This is a genomic window from Planctobacterium sp. AWH2_060 (genome assembly GCF_056158425.1).
Window position 1 is genome coordinate 4,659,122 of record NZ_JBSWTG010000001.1, and the last position, 21,378, is coordinate 4,680,499.

Annotated in this window: 19 protein-coding genes; 8 read left to right on the forward strand and 11 right to left on the reverse strand. The window is 45.2% G+C overall.

All coding sequences use genetic code 11. The features are described 5' to 3' along the window. The 4 genes from phoU (at window position 1) to ACXAD8_RS20095 (ending at window position 3,880) form a co-directional block, all read left to right on the forward strand. Complete coding sequence (gene phoU, locus ACXAD8_RS20080) at window positions 1–687, forward strand: phosphate signaling complex protein PhoU (protein WP_475231815.1); 687 nt, start codon at window positions 1–3, stop codon at window positions 685–687. Between the two features lie 134 nt (window positions 688–821). Further along, window positions 822–1,499, forward strand: coding sequence for a TIGR00153 family protein (locus tag ACXAD8_RS20085; protein WP_475231817.1), 678 nt, complete (start codon window positions 822–824; stop codon window positions 1,497–1,499). An 11-nt stretch (window positions 1,500–1,510) separates the two neighbouring features. Further along, window positions 1,511–2,779, forward strand: coding sequence for an inorganic phosphate transporter (locus tag ACXAD8_RS20090; protein WP_475231819.1), 1,269 nt, complete (start codon window positions 1,511–1,513; stop codon window positions 2,777–2,779). Between the two features lie 177 nt (window positions 2,780–2,956). Further along, window positions 2,957–3,880 carry a porin gene (locus tag ACXAD8_RS20095; RefSeq protein ID WP_475231821.1) on the forward strand — a complete coding sequence of 308 codons (924 nt, stop codon included), beginning with the start codon at window positions 2,957–2,959 and terminating at the stop codon, window positions 3,878–3,880. Window positions 3,881–4,009: 129 nt separating this feature from the next. Here the strand turns inward: ACXAD8_RS20095 and purU are convergent, their stop codons facing one another. Both purU and thpR read right to left on the reverse strand, forming a co-directional pair. Then, window positions 4,010–4,867 (reverse strand): formyltetrahydrofolate deformylase, encoded by an 858-nt coding sequence (purU, locus tag ACXAD8_RS20100; protein ID WP_475231822.1) that lies wholly within the window; start codon window positions 4,865–4,867, stop codon window positions 4,010–4,012. A 107-nt stretch (window positions 4,868–4,974) separates the two neighbouring features. Further along, window positions 4,975–5,481 carry an RNA 2',3'-cyclic phosphodiesterase gene (thpR, locus tag ACXAD8_RS20105; RefSeq protein ID WP_475231824.1) on the reverse strand — a complete coding sequence of 169 codons (507 nt, stop codon included), beginning with the start codon at window positions 5,479–5,481 and terminating at the stop codon, window positions 4,975–4,977. Between the two features lie 90 nt (window positions 5,482–5,571). Here thpR and mrcB point away from each other — a divergent pair, with 90 nt between their 5' ends. Both mrcB and ACXAD8_RS20115 read left to right on the forward strand, forming a co-directional pair. Then, the gene (mrcB, locus tag ACXAD8_RS20110; RefSeq protein ID WP_475231826.1) at window positions 5,572–7,860 is read left to right on the forward strand and encodes a penicillin-binding protein 1B; all 2,289 of its coding nucleotides are present in this window, start codon (window positions 5,572–5,574) and stop codon (window positions 7,858–7,860) included. Window positions 7,861–7,931: 71 nt separating this feature from the next. Beyond that, a complete protein-coding gene (locus ACXAD8_RS20115) occupies window positions 7,932–8,981 on the forward strand; it encodes a threonine aldolase family protein (RefSeq protein WP_475231828.1) in 1,050 nt (349 codons plus the stop codon). Window positions 8,982–9,243: 262 nt separating this feature from the next. Here ACXAD8_RS20115 and ACXAD8_RS20120 read toward each other — a convergent pair whose 3' ends face one another. Both ACXAD8_RS20120 and ACXAD8_RS20125 read right to left on the reverse strand, forming a co-directional pair. Continuing rightward, on the reverse strand, window positions 9,244–9,702 hold the full coding sequence (locus tag ACXAD8_RS20120; RefSeq protein WP_475231830.1) for a rhodanese-like domain-containing protein: 459 nt from the start codon (window positions 9,700–9,702) through the stop codon (window positions 9,244–9,246). A gap of 10 nt (window positions 9,703–9,712) precedes the next feature. Beyond that, window positions 9,713–10,558 carry a sulfite exporter TauE/SafE family protein gene (locus tag ACXAD8_RS20125; RefSeq protein ID WP_475231832.1) on the reverse strand — a complete coding sequence of 282 codons (846 nt, stop codon included), beginning with the start codon at window positions 10,556–10,558 and terminating at the stop codon, window positions 9,713–9,715. Here ACXAD8_RS20125 and ACXAD8_RS20130 point away from each other — a divergent pair. Next, complete coding sequence (locus ACXAD8_RS20130; RefSeq protein WP_475231834.1) at window positions 10,544–11,416, forward strand: MBL fold metallo-hydrolase; 873 nt, start codon at window positions 10,544–10,546, stop codon at window positions 11,414–11,416. The two genes, ACXAD8_RS20125 and ACXAD8_RS20130, sit on opposite strands and share 15 nt — an antisense overlap. 471 nt (window positions 11,417–11,887) lie before the next feature. On the opposite strand, the gene ACXAD8_RS20135 is transcribed toward ACXAD8_RS20130, so the two are convergent. Then, window positions 11,888–13,060 (reverse strand): lytic polysaccharide monooxygenase, encoded by a 1,173-nt coding sequence (locus ACXAD8_RS20135; protein ID WP_475231835.1) that lies wholly within the window; start codon window positions 13,058–13,060, stop codon window positions 11,888–11,890. A 284-nt stretch (window positions 13,061–13,344) separates the two neighbouring features. Here ACXAD8_RS20135 and ACXAD8_RS20140 point away from each other — a divergent pair, with 284 nt between their 5' ends. Continuing rightward, window positions 13,345–13,593: a hypothetical protein gene (locus tag ACXAD8_RS20140; RefSeq protein WP_475231837.1), complete on the forward strand. Its 249-nt coding sequence runs from the start codon at window positions 13,345–13,347 to the stop codon at window positions 13,591–13,593. A 332-nt stretch (window positions 13,594–13,925) separates the two neighbouring features. Here the strand turns inward: ACXAD8_RS20140 and ACXAD8_RS20145 are convergent, their stop codons facing one another. The 6 genes from ACXAD8_RS20145 to ACXAD8_RS20170 all read right to left on the reverse strand — a co-directional run bounded on the left by ACXAD8_RS20145 (window position 13,926) and on the right by ACXAD8_RS20170 (window position 21,317). After that, the gene (locus ACXAD8_RS20145) at window positions 13,926–14,714 is read right to left on the reverse strand and encodes a hypothetical protein (RefSeq protein ID WP_475231839.1); all 789 of its coding nucleotides are present in this window, start codon (window positions 14,712–14,714) and stop codon (window positions 13,926–13,928) included. A gap of 527 nt (window positions 14,715–15,241) precedes the next feature. Continuing rightward, on the reverse strand, window positions 15,242–15,796 hold the full coding sequence (locus tag ACXAD8_RS20150; protein ID WP_475231841.1) for a hypothetical protein: 555 nt from the start codon (window positions 15,794–15,796) through the stop codon (window positions 15,242–15,244). A gap of 422 nt (window positions 15,797–16,218) precedes the next feature. Further along, window positions 16,219–17,145: a hypothetical protein gene (locus ACXAD8_RS20155; protein WP_475231843.1), complete on the reverse strand. Its 927-nt coding sequence runs from the start codon at window positions 17,143–17,145 to the stop codon at window positions 16,219–16,221. A gap of 131 nt (window positions 17,146–17,276) precedes the next feature. Beyond that, window positions 17,277–18,557 (reverse strand): glutamate-1-semialdehyde 2,1-aminomutase, encoded by a 1,281-nt coding sequence (gene hemL, locus ACXAD8_RS20160; RefSeq protein ID WP_475231845.1) that lies wholly within the window; start codon window positions 18,555–18,557, stop codon window positions 17,277–17,279. A 52-nt stretch (window positions 18,558–18,609) separates the two neighbouring features. Continuing rightward, window positions 18,610–19,620, reverse strand: coding sequence for an aspartate carbamoyltransferase (locus tag ACXAD8_RS20165; RefSeq protein WP_475231847.1), 1,011 nt, complete (start codon window positions 19,618–19,620; stop codon window positions 18,610–18,612). A 203-nt stretch (window positions 19,621–19,823) separates the two neighbouring features. Continuing rightward, window positions 19,824–21,317, reverse strand: coding sequence for a methyl-accepting chemotaxis protein (locus ACXAD8_RS20170; protein WP_475231849.1), 1,494 nt, complete (start codon window positions 21,315–21,317; stop codon window positions 19,824–19,826). Window positions 21,318–21,378: the final 61 nt, after the last annotated feature.

The window sequence follows — 21,378 nt, forward strand, 5'->3', positions numbered from 1 at the left end:
ATGAGTTTTAATCTTTCTGCACATATTTCAGGTAAGTTTAACGAGGAACTGGAAAGCCTGAGAAACACACTGTTGGCGATGGGCGGTCAAGTGGAGTTGCAGCTAAGTAAAACTTTAATTGCCCTCAGGACCGATGATCAACGATTAGCGGAAACCATAGTGCATGACGACAGTAAAATTAATGAGCTGGAGATGCGAATTGACGAAGAGTGTATGAGAATCATTGCCAAACGTCACCCCATCGCCAGTGACTTGCGTTTGGTGTTGACCATTGTCAAGATCAATGCAGATATGGAACGCATTGGTGATGAAGTAGAACGCATCGCGAAAATGATATCTATGTACAGCTTACCCGCCTCAGAGCAAATTAAGTCTGGTATGGTGGAGATTGGTCATCTTATATTGGAAATATTGCAAAAGTCCTTAAATGCTTTCGCCCGCATGGATGTTAATGCGGCGCGAGAAATACATCGCGAAGACAAAAAAGTCGATGCCAGTTATAAAGAGTTACTTTTGCAGGTTATGCAAGAGATGCAACTTCGAGCTGAACTAGATCCAAAATGGTTAGATGTTTTATGGGCTTTACGTGCCATGGAACGGATCGGTGACAGATGTCAAAATATTTGCGAATACATCATTTATTTTGTAGAGGGCGTAAACATCAGGCATGTTATTGACAATTATTAAAGTATTGTGACTAATTTCTGTACTACACTGAACACCTGGCTTGAATAAGCTATTTTTTTGCGGGCTAACTTAATATATCATGCCGCCGGTTCAGACCTTGGTAGGTAAATAGGCACTAATAAGAGTTGACTAATATGCCAAATAATTCATTTTTAGCGGTATTCGCGAAATCACCGCTCAAACCAATAGAGCAACATATTGTTACGGCGGTAAAGTGTAGCAAGTTATTGCTTCCTTTTTTCGATGCCACGTTTTCCGGTGACTGGGCGGCAGCGGAAAAAATCCAAAAAGACATTTCTGCGGTAGAAGAAGAAGCAGACAAAATAAAGCGTGAGCTCAGAATGAGCTTACCCGGCGGTATATTTATGCCTATGGAAAGGCAGGATCTGCTGGATTTGCTAAAACATCAGGATCAGATTGCCAACAAAGCCAAGGATGTTTCAGGGCTAGTGCTTGGGCGACAAATGTTGGTACCAAAAACTATTCAGCAAGATTTTAGCGCGTACCTGAACAGATGCATTGATGCGACTGTACAAGCCAGTAATGCCATCAACGAATTGGATGAGCTGTTAGAAACCGGATTCAGAGGTCGCGAAGTCAATCTGGTAGAAAACATGGTGAATGAACTGGATTTGATCGAGGACGACACTGATAAAATGCAGGTCAAGCTGCGTAGTAAATTGCATGCACTTGAGTCGGAACTGCCTCCTGTTGATGTGATGTTTTTGTATAAAATCATAGAAGGTATTGGTGGACTGGCCGATGTCGCGGAGCGCGTTGGCTCCAGATTAGAATTGATGTTGGCTAAATAGGGTTTTCAACGATGGATATTATTTCTTCTTATGGCGCCATATTGATTGGCGTTGCTGCTATCGTTGGATTTCTTATGGCCTGGGGCATCGGGGCAAACGATGTGGCCAATGCCATGGGTACTTCGGTTGGTTCAAAAGCATTAACGATAAAGCAAGCCATCCTGATTGCGATGGTATTTGAATTTGCCGGTGCTTATTTAGCCGGTGGTGAGGTAACCTCCACCATTCGCAAAGGTATTATTGACAGTGCCTACTTTGTCGATGTTCCTGAGCTACTAGTTTTTGGCATGATAGCCTCTTTGCTGGCTGCAGGCTTATGGTTGGCACTCGCTTCTTACTTGGGGTGGCCAGTATCAACTACTCATTCCATTATCGGCGCTATTGTTGGCTTTGCTTCTGTTGGGATCAGCGCCGATGCTGTTATCTGGGGAAAAATTGCAGGGATTGTGGGTAGTTGGGTGATAACTCCCGCGATATCCGGATTTATCGCATTCCTTATTTTTAACAGTGCTCAGAAATTGATTTTTGACACTGACAGACCGTTTGAGAATGCCAAAAGATACGTTCCTGCTTACATGATGTTAGCTGGCTTTGTATTGGCTCTTGTTACTATTAATAAGGGGCTAAAGCACGTAGGTTTAGATCTGTCTACAGAAATGGGTTTTGTTTTGGCATTGCTCATTGCGGCAACCGTAGGGTTATTTGGTAAGCTGGCGATCAATCGCATTAAGTTTGACCCTGAAAGTGATAAAGAAATGCACTATAACAACGTGGAAAAAGTGTTTGCTGTGCTTATGGTAGTGACAGCCTGTTGCATGGCCTTTGCTCATGGTTCCAATGATGTCGCAAATGCAATCGGTCCTTTGGCTGCAGTAGTGAGTGTGGTGAATTCTGGCGGTGAAATTACCGCGCAGGCCTCTTTAGCCTGGTGGATATTACCACTCGGCGGCTTGGGTATTGTCGCTGGCTTAGCCTTGTTTGGCCACCGGGTTATCAAAACTATTGGCAATGGGATTACGCACTTGACCCCCAGCCGCGGTTTTGCTGCAGAGTTGGCAGCGGCGTCAACGGTGGTAATTGCTTCCGGTACGGGATTACCTATCTCTACCACACAAACCTTAGTGGGGGCCGTGTTAGGTGTTGGTATGGCGAGAGGTATCGCTGCATTGAATCTCGGCGTTGTACGCAATATCGTGGTTTCATGGGTAATAACCTTGCCTGTTGGAGCGGCTTTATCCATTATGTTCTTCTTTATGTTGAAAGGCATATTTGCAGGTTAAGCGCTTCTCCTTTCATTTATGCAAGTGCAAAAGCCAGTCAGATTTTCACTGTCTGGCTTTTTTAATGAATATCAATCTCAGCCAAATATTTCATGATTCGGCATAATATTACTGTAATATGACATTGTCCCCTGCCCAAAATGGCTGGCCTCGATTTGCTGAATAGCGCCCCGATTTATGTGTAAATTCAAAGCTTTCTCTATGCCACCGCTGGTTTTTCTGATGGCCACTTCCGGCACCGTCTTCGCTGCAGAGTCAGTCTGGCCAGAGTTTTATGGCAAGCTGAACTTGTCGTTCCAATACGCTAATGAAGGTGAAGGCGATTTCACCGAAATTAAAAGCCATGCTTCCCGGGTTGGGCTCAAAGGCAGCAAAGAAGTTACTAGTGAGGTGACAGTTTTTTACTTAGTGGAATGGCAGGTGGATTTCCCAAACCTCTCAGATCCCGGCAGTATTAAACCGCGAAATCAATACCTGGGGATAAACGGACGTTTTGGTGAGTTTTATCTGGGGAGAAACGACACCATAACCAGGCAATTGTCTCTGGCAATTGACACATTTAATACGCTTGAAGCGGATTTAAATGGTCTATGGAAGGGGGAGAACCGGGTCAGAGATACGCTGACTTATTTTAGCCCGGAAGTTAAGGGGTTGGTTATTGGCTTAACTTATGCCAAAGAAGGTGAACCTGGAGCAGGCAATGGTACTTCGGTAGGCGTTTATTATGGCGATCCAAAGCTGAAAAAATCGAAGTTTTACGCCGCACTGACCCATGACAATGACATTGAAGAATATGATATTCAGCGTCTTGTTGTGGCCGGTAAAATTGACAAGTGGACTTTAGGTGCGGGTTGGCATCAACAAGAGCCTTCTGTTGGCGGTGAATCTAAGTCTGGTGCTACTGTTAACGCTCAATACAGCATGGGCAAATGGCAGTTTAAAACTCAGTTTCAGACGCTGGAAGACGATAACAGCTTCACTGTTGGTGCTGATTACAAACTGGGAGACAGTACTAAGCTGTTTGCCTGGTACACTGATCGCGCTCACGAAGCCAAAGAAGATAAGCGTTGGTTATCTGTTGGCGTAGAGCATAAGTTTTAATATCGCTTTTAATTGAGTGAGTGGCAGTCTCAGCAAGCGCAGAGACTGCCTCTTTACCAATATGATCTGTTTGCGAATGGATCCTAAATTCGCAAAATAAGAAGCTCCCTTTCCCCTCAGTCCACTTAACTACTTAGCAAATACCACGGTTTTATTGCCGTGAATAATAACGCGTTCTTCCAGGTGGTTACGCAAGCCGTGAGCAAGAGCCGACTTTTCACATTCTTTACCTTTGCGCACCATATCTTCGGCGGTATCGCTGTGGCTGATGCGGATCACTTCTTGTTCGATAATAGGGCCGGCATCCAAATCCTGGGTGACATAGTGGCAGGTGGCTCCAATCAGTTTTACACCTCGATCGTATGCCTGTTGATAGGGTTTGGCACCAATGAAAGAGGGTAAAAAGCTGTGATGGATGTTAATGGCTTTGCCCTGCCATTTGGCACAGGTTTCGGGCGGTAGAATCTGCATAAATCTGGCCAAAACCATGAGATCGATTTGGTAATGGTCCAACAGCTTTTCGATTTCTTCAAAAGCGTGAGCTTTGTCGGTAGAGCTGAAGTCTATCCAGTGAAAGGGGACATCATACCAGTCGGCAAATTGCTGCATTTGAGGGTGATTAGCAATAATGCAGGGAATATCGCAATGTAACTCACCGGTGTGCCAGCGATGCAACAGGTCATTCAGGCAGTGGGACTCTTTACTGGCCAACAGGGCCACTTTTTGCTTTTCGTGGGAATCGGTTAGCTGCCAGTGCATGTTAAACTTCTCGGCAACTGGCACAAACAGTGCGCTGAACTCTGACAGGTTCATGGTGAGATTATCAGCGCTGATTTCATGGCGCATGAAGAAACGGCCAGTCTGTAAATCGGTGTGGTGACTGGCTTCTACTATAGTGGCATTGTGCTCGGCTAAAAATTGACTGACTGCTGCTACCAGACCCACCTGGTCCGGACAATCAATGATAAGGCGAAACGTTTGTCGCATGGTGTTCCTGATGTTGATTTTTGACTAAGTGGTCCAGTATATACTCAAATAACCTCAAAATGCTGCACTTCGGGGACAGAAAGCCGCCCCAGATAACTCCTTTTCTGCTATATCCTATTCCAACTGTGGATAATGCGGTAGCTCACTCTGTTTTTATGCCGCACAGATTGGTAAAGGTGGTAGTTATTTACTGTAAACTCGAATTGAGGGGCTACCAGCGGCGCAGGCATTGGCTCCAGAGGTTGCCGATTCAGGCTGATATGTGGCACAAATTTATGTGAGGTTTTAAAGCTGCTCATCGCCTGCAATTGTTGGCAGATTTTTTGTTGCAGTTGCATTAAGTCTTCCTGCTGTTGAATCGCCAGAAAACCTATGCCGGGTTTGGTAAAATAGCCTACTTCATTGGCCTTCAGGTTCAGAGGAATCGCGAGACTCTTCAACTGGCACAAGTTTTCCAGTTCCGACTCTGCAATGTCACCCAAAAACGCCAGGGTTATGTGGAAATTCTCTATGGGAATAGCGCCCGATAATGACGGAAAAGCCATTTCTCGCCAGTCGGCGATAGCTAATTTGGTTTTGGTATCAGGCTCCAGGCCGATAAATGTGCGCATCATGGCAGTACTTTTTTAATGAACCTTTGTCACGTAGAATACCAGTTCCATAATATATTTTCCCACCTCCTGAAATAGCATTAGGAACCTGTTTTGAAATTGATCTCCGTCCCGTTTCGCTGGTTTAAAACATACTTCTGGAAGCTGACCATAGTTTTTATGGTGGCCTTATTTGCCTATGGTTTTTATCTGGATGCCCAAATCAAAACCCGGTTTTCCGGTAATAAATGGGTGGTTCCGGCACAGCTTTTTGCGCGTCCACTGACATTACAGCAAGGCCAGGAAATAACTCAGGAAGAAATATTGCAGGAGCTGAATCTGCTGGGTTATCGGCAGGTCAGCGTGATACAGCAACCGGGCGAATATACCCGGCAGGGAGGGGAACTCAGGATTTTTCGTCGGGCTTTTGCATTTGCCGATGGCTTTGAGTCTGCCCGACAATTACGGCTGAAATTGCAGGGCGAGCGCCTTGCCAGTATTTACGATAACGCGGTTACCAGTCAGGTTAATCAGGCGCGGCTGGAACCCATGATGGTCACCAGAATCATCACCCAGAGCCGTGAAGACCGTATCTTATTGCCGTTGGAAGATGTGCCTACCTCACTAATTGAAACCCTGATCATGACAGAGGATCGGGATTTTTATCACCATCACGGCGTAGCACCGCTCGCCATTCTTCGGGCTTTGGTGGCTAACATTAAGGCGGGACGTACTGTACAGGGCGGCTCTACTCTGACTCAGCAATTGGCTAAGAATCTGTTTCTGACGCGGGAGCGCAGTCTGGTACGTAAGATAAACGAAGCTATCATGGCAGTGATTATCGATTTGCGTTACAGCAAAGACGAAATAATCGAAACCTATCTCAATGAAGTGTTTCTGGGGCAGAAGGGCGACCTGGCGATACACGGCTTTGGCCTTGCCAGTTATTATTATTTTAATCGTCCGCTGGAGGAGTTGAATCTGGCGGAGCAGGCTACTTTGGTGGGAATGGTTAAAGGGCCTTCTGCCTACAATCCATTTCGGCACCCAGAAAATACGCGTAAACGCCGTGATGTGGTTTTGCGCACCTTGTTTGAGCAAGACATCATCGACAAAGAGCTATACACACGGTCGGTAGAAAGTCCTCTGAATGCCGTGGATAAGGGCATATTGAGCCAACATAAATATCCTGCATTTATGCAGCAGGTTAATCGTGAGTTGCGCAGGGTTTTACCTGCCAAAGACTTACGGGAATCTGGCATTAAAATCTTTAGCACGCTTGATCCGCATATCCAGCGGGCAGCGGAGCGGGCCACAGAAAAAACACTGAATGCATTGCAGGAAAATCGGGGCACTGTAGAACTCAATGCCGCCATTATTGCATCGGATTTTCGCACCGGGGGGATCCGCGCCCTGGTGGGGGGTAAGGAATTTGATTTTCAGGGCTTTAACCGGGTTTTGGATGCCAGAAGACCTGTTGGTTCACTGATAAAACCCGCCGTTTATCTGACCGCATTGGAGCAACCTGCTGCTTACACTCTGGCCACCCCTATCGAAGATAAACCCATCAAACTCAAAAGCAGCCATGGTAAATATTGGGAGCCGCAAAATGTGGATAAAAAGTTCCGTGGTAGCGTGCCTCTGTTAACCGCTTTATCTCATTCTCTTAATGTGCCGACGGTCAAATTGGGCATGACATTGGGATTAGATAACGTCGCAGATACTATCGAGCGCCTGGGGGTTAAGGAAAAATTTGAAACTTATCCCGCCATGACTCTGGGAGCGCTGAACTTGTCGCCAAAACAGGTTAATCAGATGTATCAGACTATCGCAAATGTGGGCATTCGGCAGGAGTTGCATTCGATATCTGCCATTTCCACTCACGAAGATATTCCTATCTGGTATCGCATGAATGTACCAGAGCAGCGAGTGGATAAAGCCGCAGCTTACCTGGTAAATTACGCATTACACAAGGTCACCCGCGAAGGAACGGGTAAACGCCTGAAACAGATTTTTCCACGGGTAAACTTTGCCGGAAAAACCGGGACTACGGATGATTACAGGGACAGCTGGTTTAGTGGTATGGATAACCAACTGACAACCACAATTTGGGTGGGAAATGACGATAATCTTGAAACCGGATTAACCGGCTCAGCCGGAGCCATGTCTATTTTTATCAATATGCAACGGGATATCTATCCGAAATCCTTTAATCAAGCCTTTCCGGAAGGAATAGGTATTGCTCATTTTGCCCCTGATGATGGTAGTCGCAAACAGCCTGGTTGCAGTGGTGGCTTAAGTGTCCCGGCTTACTTACCAGCATTACCAGGGGCCAGTAGTTGTGACGGTAAACCACAACCCACTAAAGAAAAATCGTTGTGGGAACGCCTCTTCGGCAGTTAATGGCAAATTTCTAAATTCTAATACAGGGATAATTGTGGATGTATAACGGTATTTTATTAGGACACCCATTAATGGCAAAGTGCCATAAATTTGTTTCCCGACATAAACCGCTGACTCACCGACAGTGGTTGCAGCGCATTGAGCAGGTGCCAGAAATTGATCTGCAATTAGACTTTTATAACAGTGGCCCTGCCATCACCCGGCTAGAACATAAAATGGCAGAACTGTTAGGCAAAGAGCGGACACTGTTTGTGCACAAGGGTATGGTGGGACAAAACGCGGCATTGTTACAGTGGGCTGAAGAACTGGAACACGATGTGATTGCAATACACCCCCAATCTCACATTGCCGTCGATGAAAGCAACGCTTATGAGCACTTATTGCATCTGGAGGCACGCATGTTTGGTAAGCACAATAGTGCCATCACCGAGCGGGATGTGGATTCGTTACCAGAAGATCTGGCGGCCATTGTTGTTGAGTTACCACTGCGGCGCGCCGGTTTTCGCCTGCCACAGTGGCAAACACTAGAATACTTACAAGACTTTGCTGAATCTATTGGGGTCCCTGTTCATATTGATGGTGCAAGATTGTTAGAAGCCGCCTGCTATTGGCAAAAGTCTTATGCGGAAGTGGCAGATATTGGGGATTCCGTGTATGTCTCTTTGTATAAAACTTTAGGGGCCGCAGCAGGTGGCATAATCGCCGGTGACCGTGATTTTATTGAAGAACTGATCCCATGGCGGAGTCGCATGGGAGGGGATTTGTTTACTGCCTTCCCCTATGTATTAAGCGCACTTTGGGGATTAGAGCACTATCTGCCGCGAATTCCGGAGTTTCATCAACGGGCCAGTGTATTAGCGCAAGCTATTCAAAGCCGACTGGGAGAACAGGCCATTCCACTGCCGGTACAATGTAATGGATTTTTGGTGCAGCTACCGGTTAATGCTGAATTACTGGAGAGCAGGGCGCTTAAACTCGCAAAAGAAAAAGGCATCTGGTTGTTTGACCGGATTTACCCTCATGAAAAAGAGCAAAGCCGCTTTGAAATCCAGGTGGGAGATGCTCTGGATGACTGGCAGGATGCCGAGTTGGTCAGCCTGCTGGAAAAACTAACTCGCTAATTCCACACAAAGTTAAGGTGGCTGTCCATGCAAAGTTAAGGTGGCTGTCCATGCAAAGTTAAGGTGGCTGTCCATGCAAAGTTAAGGTGGCTGTCCATGCAAAGTTAAGGTGGCTGTCCACACAAAGTTATGCAAAGTTAAGGTGGCTGTCCACACAAAGTTATGCAAAGTTAAGGTGGCTGTCCACACAAAGTTAAGGTGGCTGTCCATGTAAGGATTTTAATGCGGCGTTGTGATAGCAACCGGGAAAATGGTTTGGCGGTTAAATACCGCCTCCCTGCTCCCAGGCATAAAGCCCATCCACTTCCCATAATTTTGCTTGCTGCTTGCCCACTATCGGGCGATTTTGCTCTGCCCATAGATTAAACCCCCCCGCCATTGACCAGACCTGTGAAAGCCCCATAACCTGGAGAGATTTAGCCGCGAGTGCTGACCGAGCGCCTGACCGGCAGTAGAGATAAACCGGTTTGCTTGCGAGCGTTTGTAACGGATTCTCGGTGTGTTTCACACTGTTGTGATCGGTAATTTCCATTTCTAACACACCGCGCGGAATATGTACCGCGCCTGTGATCATACCCAATGTCACTTCCTCTGTTTCACGAATATCAATAATAATAGCCTCGGGGTTTGCGGCTAACTCGATTGCGACATCATTACAGCTACACTGTTTAATTTCTTGTTTAACTTGACCCACAAGCTCTCTACCATTTAGTAGTTTCATCAGGTTTACCTCACCATAATAATCTGACTGAATGGGCTAAAATACCCACTGCAACTAAGAGAATGATCCAAGCAAAGCCTTTTTTTAGAAAGCCTTGCGGTAATTTGTGCGCAAATATTTGACCAACCATGCTGCCAACAATACCAATAAGCGCGAATGTAACTAACACTGACCAATCAATACTTTGGATTAACCCTTGATTGGTATAAAGGTGGTTAACTAAACCTGCAAAAGCGTTGAAAAAGATGATTGATAAGCTGGTATTTACCGCTTGCTGCATGGGAACTCTTATTAGCGTAACCAATGCAGGAACTATTAAAAAGCCACCGCCAACACCTACCAGTCCAGTTACTACGCCCAAACCCATACCAGCAAAAAGCAACCGCAATTTACTCGCCCCTTCAGCTGTATTGGCTGGCTTGTAACTTTTCAGCATTCGCCAACTAGCTAACAACATAATCAAAGCCAGGATAACAAATTGCGTATACCCAGAAATATAACTCGAACCACTGGCAGCTAAGGCGCTACCTAGCATACCGGTGAGTGACATCCATATGGCCGCCCGGAAATTGATTTTGGCTTTGCGAATATTGATCAATACGGTACTAAGGCTGATTGATGCAACAATGAACAGTGCACCTACAATCGCTTGTTTTTCGGTAAAGCCAACACCATATGCCAATACTGGCACCGTGAGTATCGAACCACCTGCACCAAGTAGTCCCAAACTCAAACCAATGATTAATGCACTGATAATGACAGTTAACAATTCTTTGTACTCACATTTGAATATTGTATATCTATGATATACAATATATAGGAAATTGCCAGAGGTAAAATTATGATTTCTATACATGCTTTTTTCCATCAAGCCAGTTCGACTATTAGTTATGTGGTGTACGAGCAGGCAAGTAAAAAGGCCATGATCATTGACAGTGCATTAGACTTTTTAGCACATTCAGGCAAGTTGTGGACTGAGTTTGCCGATCAGCAAATTGCGTTCATCCTCAACAACAATCTACATGTAGAATGGATCTTAGAAACTCACGCACATGCTGATCACATCTCAGGTGCGTATTATCTGAAATCGAAACTCGGCGGCAAAATCGGTGCCGGTACGGGTGTCAAAGAGGTGCAAAAGACGTTTATTGAGTTCTTTGCTCTAGATTCTGCAGATATCGTTAATGAAAGCCAACCTTACGATCATCTGTTTACGGACAATGAAACCTTTAACTTGGGTAACACTGAAGTCACTGTAATGACCACGCCCGGCCACACAAACGATAGTGTTACTTATTTGATTGAAGGAAATGCATTTGTAGGTGACACACTATTTATGCCGGATAGCGGAACTGCTCGTTGTGATTTCCCTGGCGGTAGCGCAGAAGTACTTTTTAATAGTATAGAGCGGCTGCATCAACTACCTGCGCAAACCCTGCTGTGGATGTGCCACGATTATCAGCCTAAAGGGCGCGCACTTAAATACAGTTGTACAGTTGCAGAAAGCAAGGCCGGCAACATTCATGTTGGGCACGGAAATAGTCGCGATGACTTCATAAAGTTGCGCGAGTCACGAGACGAACATCTCGACATACCAAGGCTATTGTATCCGTCGGTGCAGCTCAATATTGCAGCCGGCAAACTACCCAAAAAAGCTGCCAATGGCAGACGTTTTATCAAACAACCTATAGCTTTTGTTGAGAGTAACGAATAGGGAGAATAATGTTAATGGCGAAGTACCATAAATTTAACTCACCACATAAACCTCTTATGTACCGACAATGATTAATGCGCATTGTGAAGTTGCCGGTAAATATGAATTACTGGAGAGCAGTACGTCGAATTGGTCAGCGTGATGGAAAAACTAACTCGCTGATACCACACAAAGTTAAGATGGCTGTCCATGCAAAGTTAAGATGGCTGTCCATGCAAAGTTAAGGTGGCTGTCCATGCAAAGTTAAGGTGGCTGTCCATGCAAAGTTAAGATGGCTGTCCATGCAAAGTTAAGATGGCTGTCCATGCAAAGTTAAGATGGCTGTCCATGCAAAGTTAAGATGGCTGTCCATACAAAGTTACGCTGATTCCACACAAAGTTAAGGTGGCTGTCCCTATAAGGTTTTATTGCATCAGGGCTGGGTAGCCCTGATGTACATACTGTCTTTTTCGCAAGGAATAGGCTAACGGTTTATAGCTTTTCCCAGACCTGGGCAACGCCCGGAGTCTCGTTTCTTGTCCACCATTTTGCGCGATAAGTGCTGCCTTCAAATGTCACTTTGTCATCATAAACATAAACATTATCGGCATCCCATTGTGGATACTCGGAAGTATCATTTATGGTTACCGTCATGTCATAGCTGTAGTCCTGATTGATAGTGAACACCTGATTAGAAACCAGGTTTGTATCGTCAAACACGATATTTCCGGAGCCATCGTCAATGCCTATCTTTATCAGGTTGGGGTAAGTCAGAGTTAACGTATTGGCCAATTCAGACTGCCAGTTTTCGCTATTGATTGTTTCTGTTATATCAATCAGCTCAGATCCCGTGGCGCTGAATAATCTGATCCTGACGGAATCGCCAATATTTGCCTGATCTGCCTGAGTCCAAAAGTAATTGATGGCTGTCCATGTAGGAGGCTGATTGTCATAGGTAATGGTGATATCACTGCAGTTGTAAAAGCCTTCGCCGGCTGCGTCATCTCGCTGCCAGCGGGTATACAACACCGCATCGCCGGTGCGACCTGTGGGAATGGCCACATCCATAATGTAATAACGTTTTCCATTGTTTTTCATCACCATATCCATATCGCTATAGGTTTGCACGAGGGTGAGATCATCCCAACTTAAAACTTCTGAAGATGCATCAAAATCCGGATGCGACAGGTAGAACTCCCAGAAACTGGGGTTGTGCGGTGTCGATGCCCAAAATTCGACAATAATATTGCCCGCTGCATCTGGCGTTACCTGGTTTTTTTGCCAGTGGGGTGATGGCAGGTCAGCGCCTGACTTTGCGCTGCTACCAGCGGCGCACAACAGGCCGTCAGATACAGTATTCTTTACTGCTGCCGGATTGTTGAAATCCGCCACATTGGCAGAAAACTCTATGGCCTGGGTAAAAACCACATGGCCGTTTTGCAGAAAAGCGTCACGGCACGCCTGATTGGGAATTGCTGAGCCGTCTTCCGGCCACCAGTAGCCTTCCTGGTCTTTGCAGATGGCCTGGCGCGCTTTCGGGCTCTCCATATAACCATGGCCAAAAGCGGTTGGCAGACTCAGTAAACTCGCTGCGGCTAATAGACAAGTTACACTGCGCTTAAACAGTGCATTAGTTGCTTTAAATTTTCTTTGGTAATACTTCACATGGACCTCCTATATCAGGTTTTTTTTAATGGTTGAGTGATTGTGCTGACAACTCCACCAGTACAAGGGGCTTACTTGCTCCAAGTTGTTTATTGCTATGACAGCGTTGTCATTTTTGGTTGCGAGAATTAGCTTTCGCTTTTCGATTTTACGTTTGTCGTGGTAATTATTTTTCACAATAACACAGTTGCCAGGCGGAACAAGTGTTTATTAACAAAAAATTTACATTGATCTGGTTGATTTAAACTCTATCCGCGCACTAATTCAGCGTAATGGGATGTTTTTTGGATTTTTGCTACCGAATCGAATATCTTCGCTGCCGGCTGAAAGCTTACCTCGCTTCAACCTCTAACATTATCAACAACAATAAAAAGGAAAATCCTATGATTTCATTAGGGAATAAAAAAAGTTTTGTGCTGGGCTGCTGTTTCTGGGGGCTGCTTTTAGGTTGTGGCGGTGAAACTAAGCAAGCACCTCCGCCGCCTCCAGAGTTATCCGATTCATATGATGACATTGCCGGCTTACTTGAGTAATTACGATGACACCCATAAAAAAATTACTAACTGGCTGATTCCAAGTTAAAACTGGTGGAAATCACGGAGTATTAGTTGCCACCGGGTCTGATACATGTATCAAAAAAAGATGGGTGTCCATGCAAAGTTCTGATACCTCATTGAAAGTGGTAGATTGACCTCAAACCAGGAAACGAGGGATTAAACCTAGAGGTGTATTTTAGAACGAAAGGCTGTTGTTTTAGGTTTGCTGCCGGCCAAATCAGGTGAAGCGACTGACTCCTCTCACACCACTGCGGACATTCTAACCTTTCAAGGATTTTCGAACAAACCTGGCTTCTTGATGTAAAGTGCTAATAGACATGTGCATTATTGATTTTAATTGGTGTGGCTCCAGAAGTAGCGTTAACAACAAGGCCTTCAACGAATTCAGTTACTTCTATACTGAGATGTTTTTCAATTGCTGCGATTTCAGAATTTGTTAACGAGCTTTCATTGGAAACTTTAAACTGGTCAGGTATGGGATTGACGTCACTATATTTATTGGCTTTTGCCGTCAATTCTAATGTGTCAGTAGATGCTGCGAGACCGTGAAGGTTTGAAAAAGTGTGATGATTATCTCCAAACCCTCTCATGCTGAACAATCCATAGTTACCAACTGGAAACGTTTTTCCTCCTCCTATGTGAAATGAAGACCTATTCGAAGTAATCATTAGTAGCACCGAAATTTCTTTCTCGGCCTTCAATTTGATTAATTGTTTTTTTGTGCCCTCGGAAATTATTGGATATGGAGCAAAAAAGTTTCGGAATGTATTTAAGGTATCCGAATCTTTAATGAACACTGGTTCAAACCCCAAATCTAAAAGCTTTTCACTTGCTTTTTTAGTAATAAATTCTTCAAAAATGATGTTGCTAGGGTAAGAGTTAGATTGATTCTGAAAGACAGTAACGCCAATATAGGTATGATTTATCTCATTTGGAACATCAAATACTACTATGCCTACTTTAGCTCCTTTGTTGAGGGCTTGTTTTTTCAAGATGGGTGCAGATGTACTTCCACAACCACCAAGAAAAATTACTATCATGACAATGGACCAGAATCGTAATAATTCATTTAGTTTAAAAGTCCTATAAATCGTCATTACAACTCCTTTATCTTTTGGTTGTTTTGTGGCCAAGCATCATGAACTTCTTAGTATTCTATAAGTGTTGAGGTCGGCATTACCTTCCTGTACTTATGGTAGTTGAAGATTACGCAAGATTATAGTCGAAGCTTAGTTTAGCGGAGTGGCAGCTTCTGGCACCAAGTGGACATTTAACCTGTTTTAAATTAACAAATCTGAATGGTTGCAAAATCAAATTACTTGCCTTTCGAGGCTAGACGGCCAAAATTTCGTAGGAACGATATGGGCATTGAGGCATCATGCAAGCGCCTATACCCCCGTAAATAAAGACCTTAGTACCTACGGGGTCAGGTTCGTTGAAAACAGTTATAAAATCAAAGTGCCCCCAATAAATCAACTGCCTAAGGCCAGAAAATGAATAACCTACCGAAACAGGCTCAGTTTAGTCAGGGGACTATTGAATCTCATTTTCAGCGAATCCAACCCTTTTGGTTCCTATAAAAGTGAACGAAAGGTCTAATGGAAGAAATACAATTTTACAGAGGCTACTTTTTTCGGTTGTTATCAATTAATTTTTCGAAATCCAATGTCACGTTATTCAACGTCGTTTCAACAAGAATTTCCTCCATACGAAATGTTTCGTTGATTTTTTGTGCAGATGCTTTAGAACCGTGACACTGGATCGTGGCCTCGATAGTAGGTTCATAACTCCTGGAACCACGCATACCTAAAGCTGATCCTAATTGTAGAATGGGTATCTCATTACTGGAGTCGGGCGCATCCACTGCTCTAAAATATTCTTTGTAGGTAATTGTTTCCTTTACACCAACCAGACAGGTTTGATTTAATGCTTCGGCGTAAATCGCTTTGATTCTATTATAATCACTACCATCTACTTCAATTTTACCAATCTTAAAGATTCCGTGCTCCCATAAGACAGTGTCCCCCCTAACTATAATTAAATACACACCATCTAAAACTTCTGTTCTGTTCCAGAAGTTTTGTTCAATTATTGGATCGTCGGGATCATAAGTTGAGCCGCAGCCAGTTGATAACATTGAAGCTAAAAAGATCCACAAAAATAATTTATACATTTTCATCAATTGGAGGCTACCCGCAAGCAGCGAGATTTGGTGGGGGCATAATACAGTAAGCCAAAGCAAATAAAAAATTAAAACAATAGTTTAATCCTGTTATTTAGGGCACCAGCGTTTGAGTAATACTGCCAAGAATACCTACGGGGTCAGATTCGTTGAAAACAGTTATAAAATCAAAGTGACCCCAATAAATCAACTACCGAAGGCCAGAAAATGAATAACCGACCGAAACAGGCTCAGTTTAGACAGAGGGACTATTGAATATCATTTTCAGCGAACCCGACCCTTTTGGTTCCTTCTCCAACGACAGCAATTGGCACTTAAATACCGCTGAATCTTCGATATATTAATGACCGATAAACGGTAAAAACAACCATTAAAAAGACCAACCGGCAACTCTCTCCATATAACGAAAGCATTGTAAGCTAATCTTGTTTTTCTTTATTCAACCTGGCATCAATATACTTCTGAAAATCCGGTTTGTCGGTGCAGCGTAATGTTCCACCCAGCAGGCCGGATAACACGCCGACGGTTTTCCCTCCTGCGCCGCTGCAATCGATATTTTTTGTGGGTCTTTCGTTGGGATCTTCTTCTACCAAGCTGTAGCCCTGGGTTTGTTGTTGATAGAAATCTCTGGCCCGGTTGCGCACGGCATCATTGCTCATGGCCTGCATTTCCTGCTCTGCTATTTGGCCCAGGTGCGAACTCAGTGCTTGGTTGAGACGTTGCAGGTTACTGGTGCCTGTGTTGTCTATTACTGTGACTGGTGTTTCGGGGTTTTGCGGTACATCAAGAGTCGGTGCTGTATCGTTCTTGGATTCTGGCGATAGTACTTCTTCCTGAACTAATTCCGGTGTTTCACTACTGATTTCAATTTCCTGAGTAGTATCAACCGGCTTTATGATGGCTTCAGGTTTCGCTGATTCTGTTTCGACAACTTCAGGCTCAGCAGCTTCGTTCTTTACAACTTCTGGTTCGATGGGTAAGGATTCTGGTATTGGAGGATAATACAAGGTTGCCTGAATGGGATTAACTTCCGGGACGGGTTGTAATATTAATGGCACATGTTGTGCTGAAAAATAAACCAGGATGGCAAGAAAAGTTGTGTGCAGCAGCAGTGAGCCAAACAGTGTTCGCTTTTTCCGGTTGAGCACAAATGGTAGGGCAGGGCTGTCCTTCTCCGCGATGGTTTGCTGTACATCAATCTGAGTGGTGGCATCAGCTAACTCCACCTGCCAGATGTCCAGTTTGCTGCTCTGCACTGAATCAGATTCTGCAATATGACCATCAAAGCCACTGAATTGGGCTTCAGTAACCTCCAGTGGATTGTAGTGAATGTTGATTGAGTGCAAGTGACATCAGTTGCTGATTAAACTATGCAATAGAGGTCATTTTTTTCAGGAAGTTCAATTAATTAACAAAATTACTGGGAGTGACAATAGTCAGGGTGGTGCATACCACCCCGAAATAGTTAACTTTTAAGTTACAGACTTTCCAGTGCGGCGCGAGCCACCTGAATGGTCTGGTCGATAATAGCCGCAGAGTGCATGCTGGACACAAAGCCCGCTTCGTATGATGCCGGGGCCATATATACCCCTAACTCCAACATTTTGTGGTAGAAGCGGTTAAATTGCTCGGTATTGCAGTTTATCGCCTGCTGATAATTCACAACTTTGTCTACGTCGGTGAAAAACAAGCCAAACATGGAACCGGCATAATTAACTGTCATGGGAATACCCAGTTCTTTGGCCTGAGCCTGGATACCTAATGCCAGCTTTTCCGTATTTGCGGCCAGGGTGTCATACATCCCAGGTGCCTGAATCGCATTCAGCGCGGCTAAACCCGCGCTCATGGCAATCGGATTACCGGATAATGTTCCCGCCTGGTACACGGGGCCGCTTGGCGCTAAATGCTCCATGATCTCTCGCTTACCACCAAAGGCTCCCACTGGCATACCGCCGCCGATGACTTTACCCAAACAAGTCAGGTCCGGTTTTATCTGATAATGAGCCTGTGCGCCACCCAGAGCTACACGAAAGCCGGTCATGACTTCATCAAAAATCAGAACTGCACCATGCTTATCGCAAATACTGCGTAGGCCTTCAAGGAAGCCGGGCACTGGCGGGATACAGTTCATGTTACCGGCTACCGGCTCCACAATGATACAAGCGATATCATCACCACATTGGGCGAAGGCCTCTTCAACACTGGACAGGTTATTAAATTCAACTGTCAGAGTGTGTTGGGCCACGCTCTCTGGCACGCCCGGTGAACTGGGGACACCGAATGTCAAAGCGCCTGACCCCGCTTTTACCAACAGGCTGTCGGAATGGCCGTGATAGCAGCCTTCGAATTTCAATATTTTGTTTTTACCGGTGTAACCGCGCGCTAAACGGATGGCGCTCATGGTGGCTTCAGTGCCGGAGTTCACCATGCGAGACATTTCCATGCTGGGCACAAGACGGCTAATCAACTCGGCCATTTGTACTTCCAGTTCGGTTGGGGCACCAAAGCTCAGGCCATTTTCAATGGCGTTTGCCACGGCAGTTCTGATGGATTCGTTGTTGTGACCCAACACCATCGGACCCCAGGACAAGACATAATCAATGTATTGCTTACCGTCTGCGTCATAGATGTAAGGACCATCTGCTTTGGCGATAAAGGGCGGTGTACCACCGACGGCTTTGAATGCGCGCACTGGGCTGTTTACACCACCAGGAATATGTTGTTTCGCCTGGGAAAAAAGTTGTTCAGATTTTTCCATTACTGCTTTGCTCTCTTATCTTTTTCTCGTTGATTTTTAGATACTTATTCGATTAATTACTGTGATAGTGCCATGGAACGGCTCGCTCATAATCCTTTACTTTGTTTTCCACACCCAGCGCTAGTGCAAACAGGGCCATTCTGACTAAAACACCATTGTCTGTCTGTCGGAATATGGCCAAATTGGGATTTTGGTTCAGATCATTGTCCAGTTCATTGGCGTCAGCGCGAGAATCGCGAGGAAGTGGGTGCATAATAACGGTTTTAGACTGGAAGTGTTGGGTGTATATCGCCTGATTTAATCTGAACTTACCACGGTATTTATTGGCTTCTTCTTTGGATGGGAAACGCTCTTCCTGAACTCGGGTCTGGTAACAGATATCCGCGTCAAATTGGCCATCCAGGGTATCCTGAACACTGAATTGATGTCCGGCATTGCTGATGGTATCCAGGATGTAATCCGGCATACCAAGCTCTTTGGGAGAAATAAAGGTAAAGCGTACATCCTTAAACAAACACAATAGTTTGGCCAGAGAGTGCACAGTGCGACCAAATTTTAAATCCCCCACCATGGCAATGTGTAAGCCATCAATACCGCGCTGATGGAAGGCCAGTTCTTTTTTAATGGTATAGAGATCAAGAAGAGCTTGAGTAGGGTGCTCATTGGGGCCATCGCCGCCGTTAATACAAGGCACCCGGCTGCCTTTAGAAAACTCTTCCACCGAACCTGAATCCGGGTGACGCATAGCTATCACATCTGAATAGCCGCTTAGTACGCGCGCTGTATCGTATAATGATTCGCCCTTGGCCAGCGCCGAGTTACCGACGCCCACTGTTTCACGTACTTTGCCACCTAACAGGTTAAAGGCCGTTCCGAAACTGACACGGGTACGGGTACTGGGTTCAAAAAACAGGTTACCTAAAATTGCACCGTCTAACACGGTTGTGCGTTTTTCTCTACGGGTGTAGACCTCCATGGAATCCGCAACCTGAAAAATTTGGCTGATGGCATCGATATCAAACTGATTTACAGACAAGATGTGTTGTCCTAAGAAACGACTCATGGTGATTTGGCCCTGACAGAAATCTAAATTGCCATATTGTCCGTCGGTTACAATCAAAAAGAAAGTCGTAGCACGAGTTTATCTGTATTTATCAGTAGCGTAACGGGTTTTACTGCTAAAGAAGTTGGTGTGGTAAGTGACTGGCTTTGTTATTGATGGAATATGGGCAGCTAATGATGTAGCTGCCCTGAGAGCAAAATTTATTAATCTAGTTTAAAGCGACCCAACATGCTTTGCATATCGTGACACTTGTCTTCCAGCTCGCCGGAAATTTCATCTACCTCACTCATGGTAGTAGCCAGCGCATCGGCAGAATGACTAATAGACTCAATGCGTTTGCTCAAGTCATTACTTACCGCACTTTGCTCTTCTGAGGCGACAGCAATCTGATGGTTCATGTCGCTGACATTGACCACGGTTTCCTGAATACCGTCCAGGATTTCACTGATACTGTCGGCTTCCGTTGCAGCCTGGCCTACCGCACTGGTGCTGGAGGACATAGACTGGTGGGCGTCTTCGGCTGAACTTTGTAATCCGGTAACAATGTTTTCAATCTCTTCGGTGGAGGACTGAGTGCGCTGCGCCAGGGTACGTACTTCGTCGGCTACCACGGCGAATCCACGTCCTTGCTCACCGGCACGGGCGGCTTCGATTGCGGCGTTCAGGGCCAGCAGGTTAGTTTGCTCAGCGATGGATTTAATTACTGTCACCACCGAACCGATTTTTTCACTGTTGTCACGCAGGCGATAAACCTGATCGGCTGTACCCATAATCTGGCTTTCCAGCCCTTTGATAATGCCAACACTGCTTTCAACACGACTGCGACCTTGATCCACTCTTTCTTTGGCGATATCCGTCTGCTCTACCGTATGCTTGGAATGCTCAGCGACTTTGGAAGCGGTAATCGACATTTCCTGCAGAGCTGTGGCAATCATCTGAACATCTGACAGCTGTGTATCTGTTGATTTGTTGGCATCTACCATCATGGACTTAATGGTTTCGGAGCGGTTTTCAATAACGTTGCCGGTCTGTAATACGTTTTTAATCAGTTCTGTCAGTTTTTCCAGCAACATGTGGAAGTTGCGGGCCAGGTTGGCAAACTCAGTACTGCGGGCGCCTTTCAGTTTACGGGTCAAGTCCCCGTCACCCAGTGCGATTTCTTTGATGGATAAAGTGACGTCCAGCAACTGCGACAAGACTAACTTTCGGGTGGTTATTACAGCTGCAACCAACATAACTACAACCAGGATCAGGATGTTCAGCATGGCAGAAAAGGCATTGCTGGCCAGTTTGCTCTGCATTGGTTCCTTAGTGAATACCACGCTGATCTTACCAATGTCTTTGTTGTCACGGCTAATCATGCCAGTTTCAAAGGCTTCATAAGAATCATCAGTTACCCGTGTTTTACCTGACTTGCCAAGCTCCTTATCACGGTGGTCTGTAATGGTGACACCAGATACGATATCAATGTCGGTCATGGCCTTGGCAATTTGTTCTACCTGACCGTAATCATAGGTGAATACCGGTTCTATCAGTGCCACTCTGGCATAGCTGAGTTGAGCCTGCATTTGTTGTTCAAATTCGCTTTCTGCCTGGCTGGAAGAAACCATGTAGGCAATGGAACCGGATAGGCTGGCAGCAATAAAGCCACTGACGAACAACCAAAATACCAGTTGGTTACTTATCGATTTAAACATGGGCGTCTAATGCCTCTTTTATTGTACGCTTTTTGGTAAAATTCAGACTGAAAACAGACAT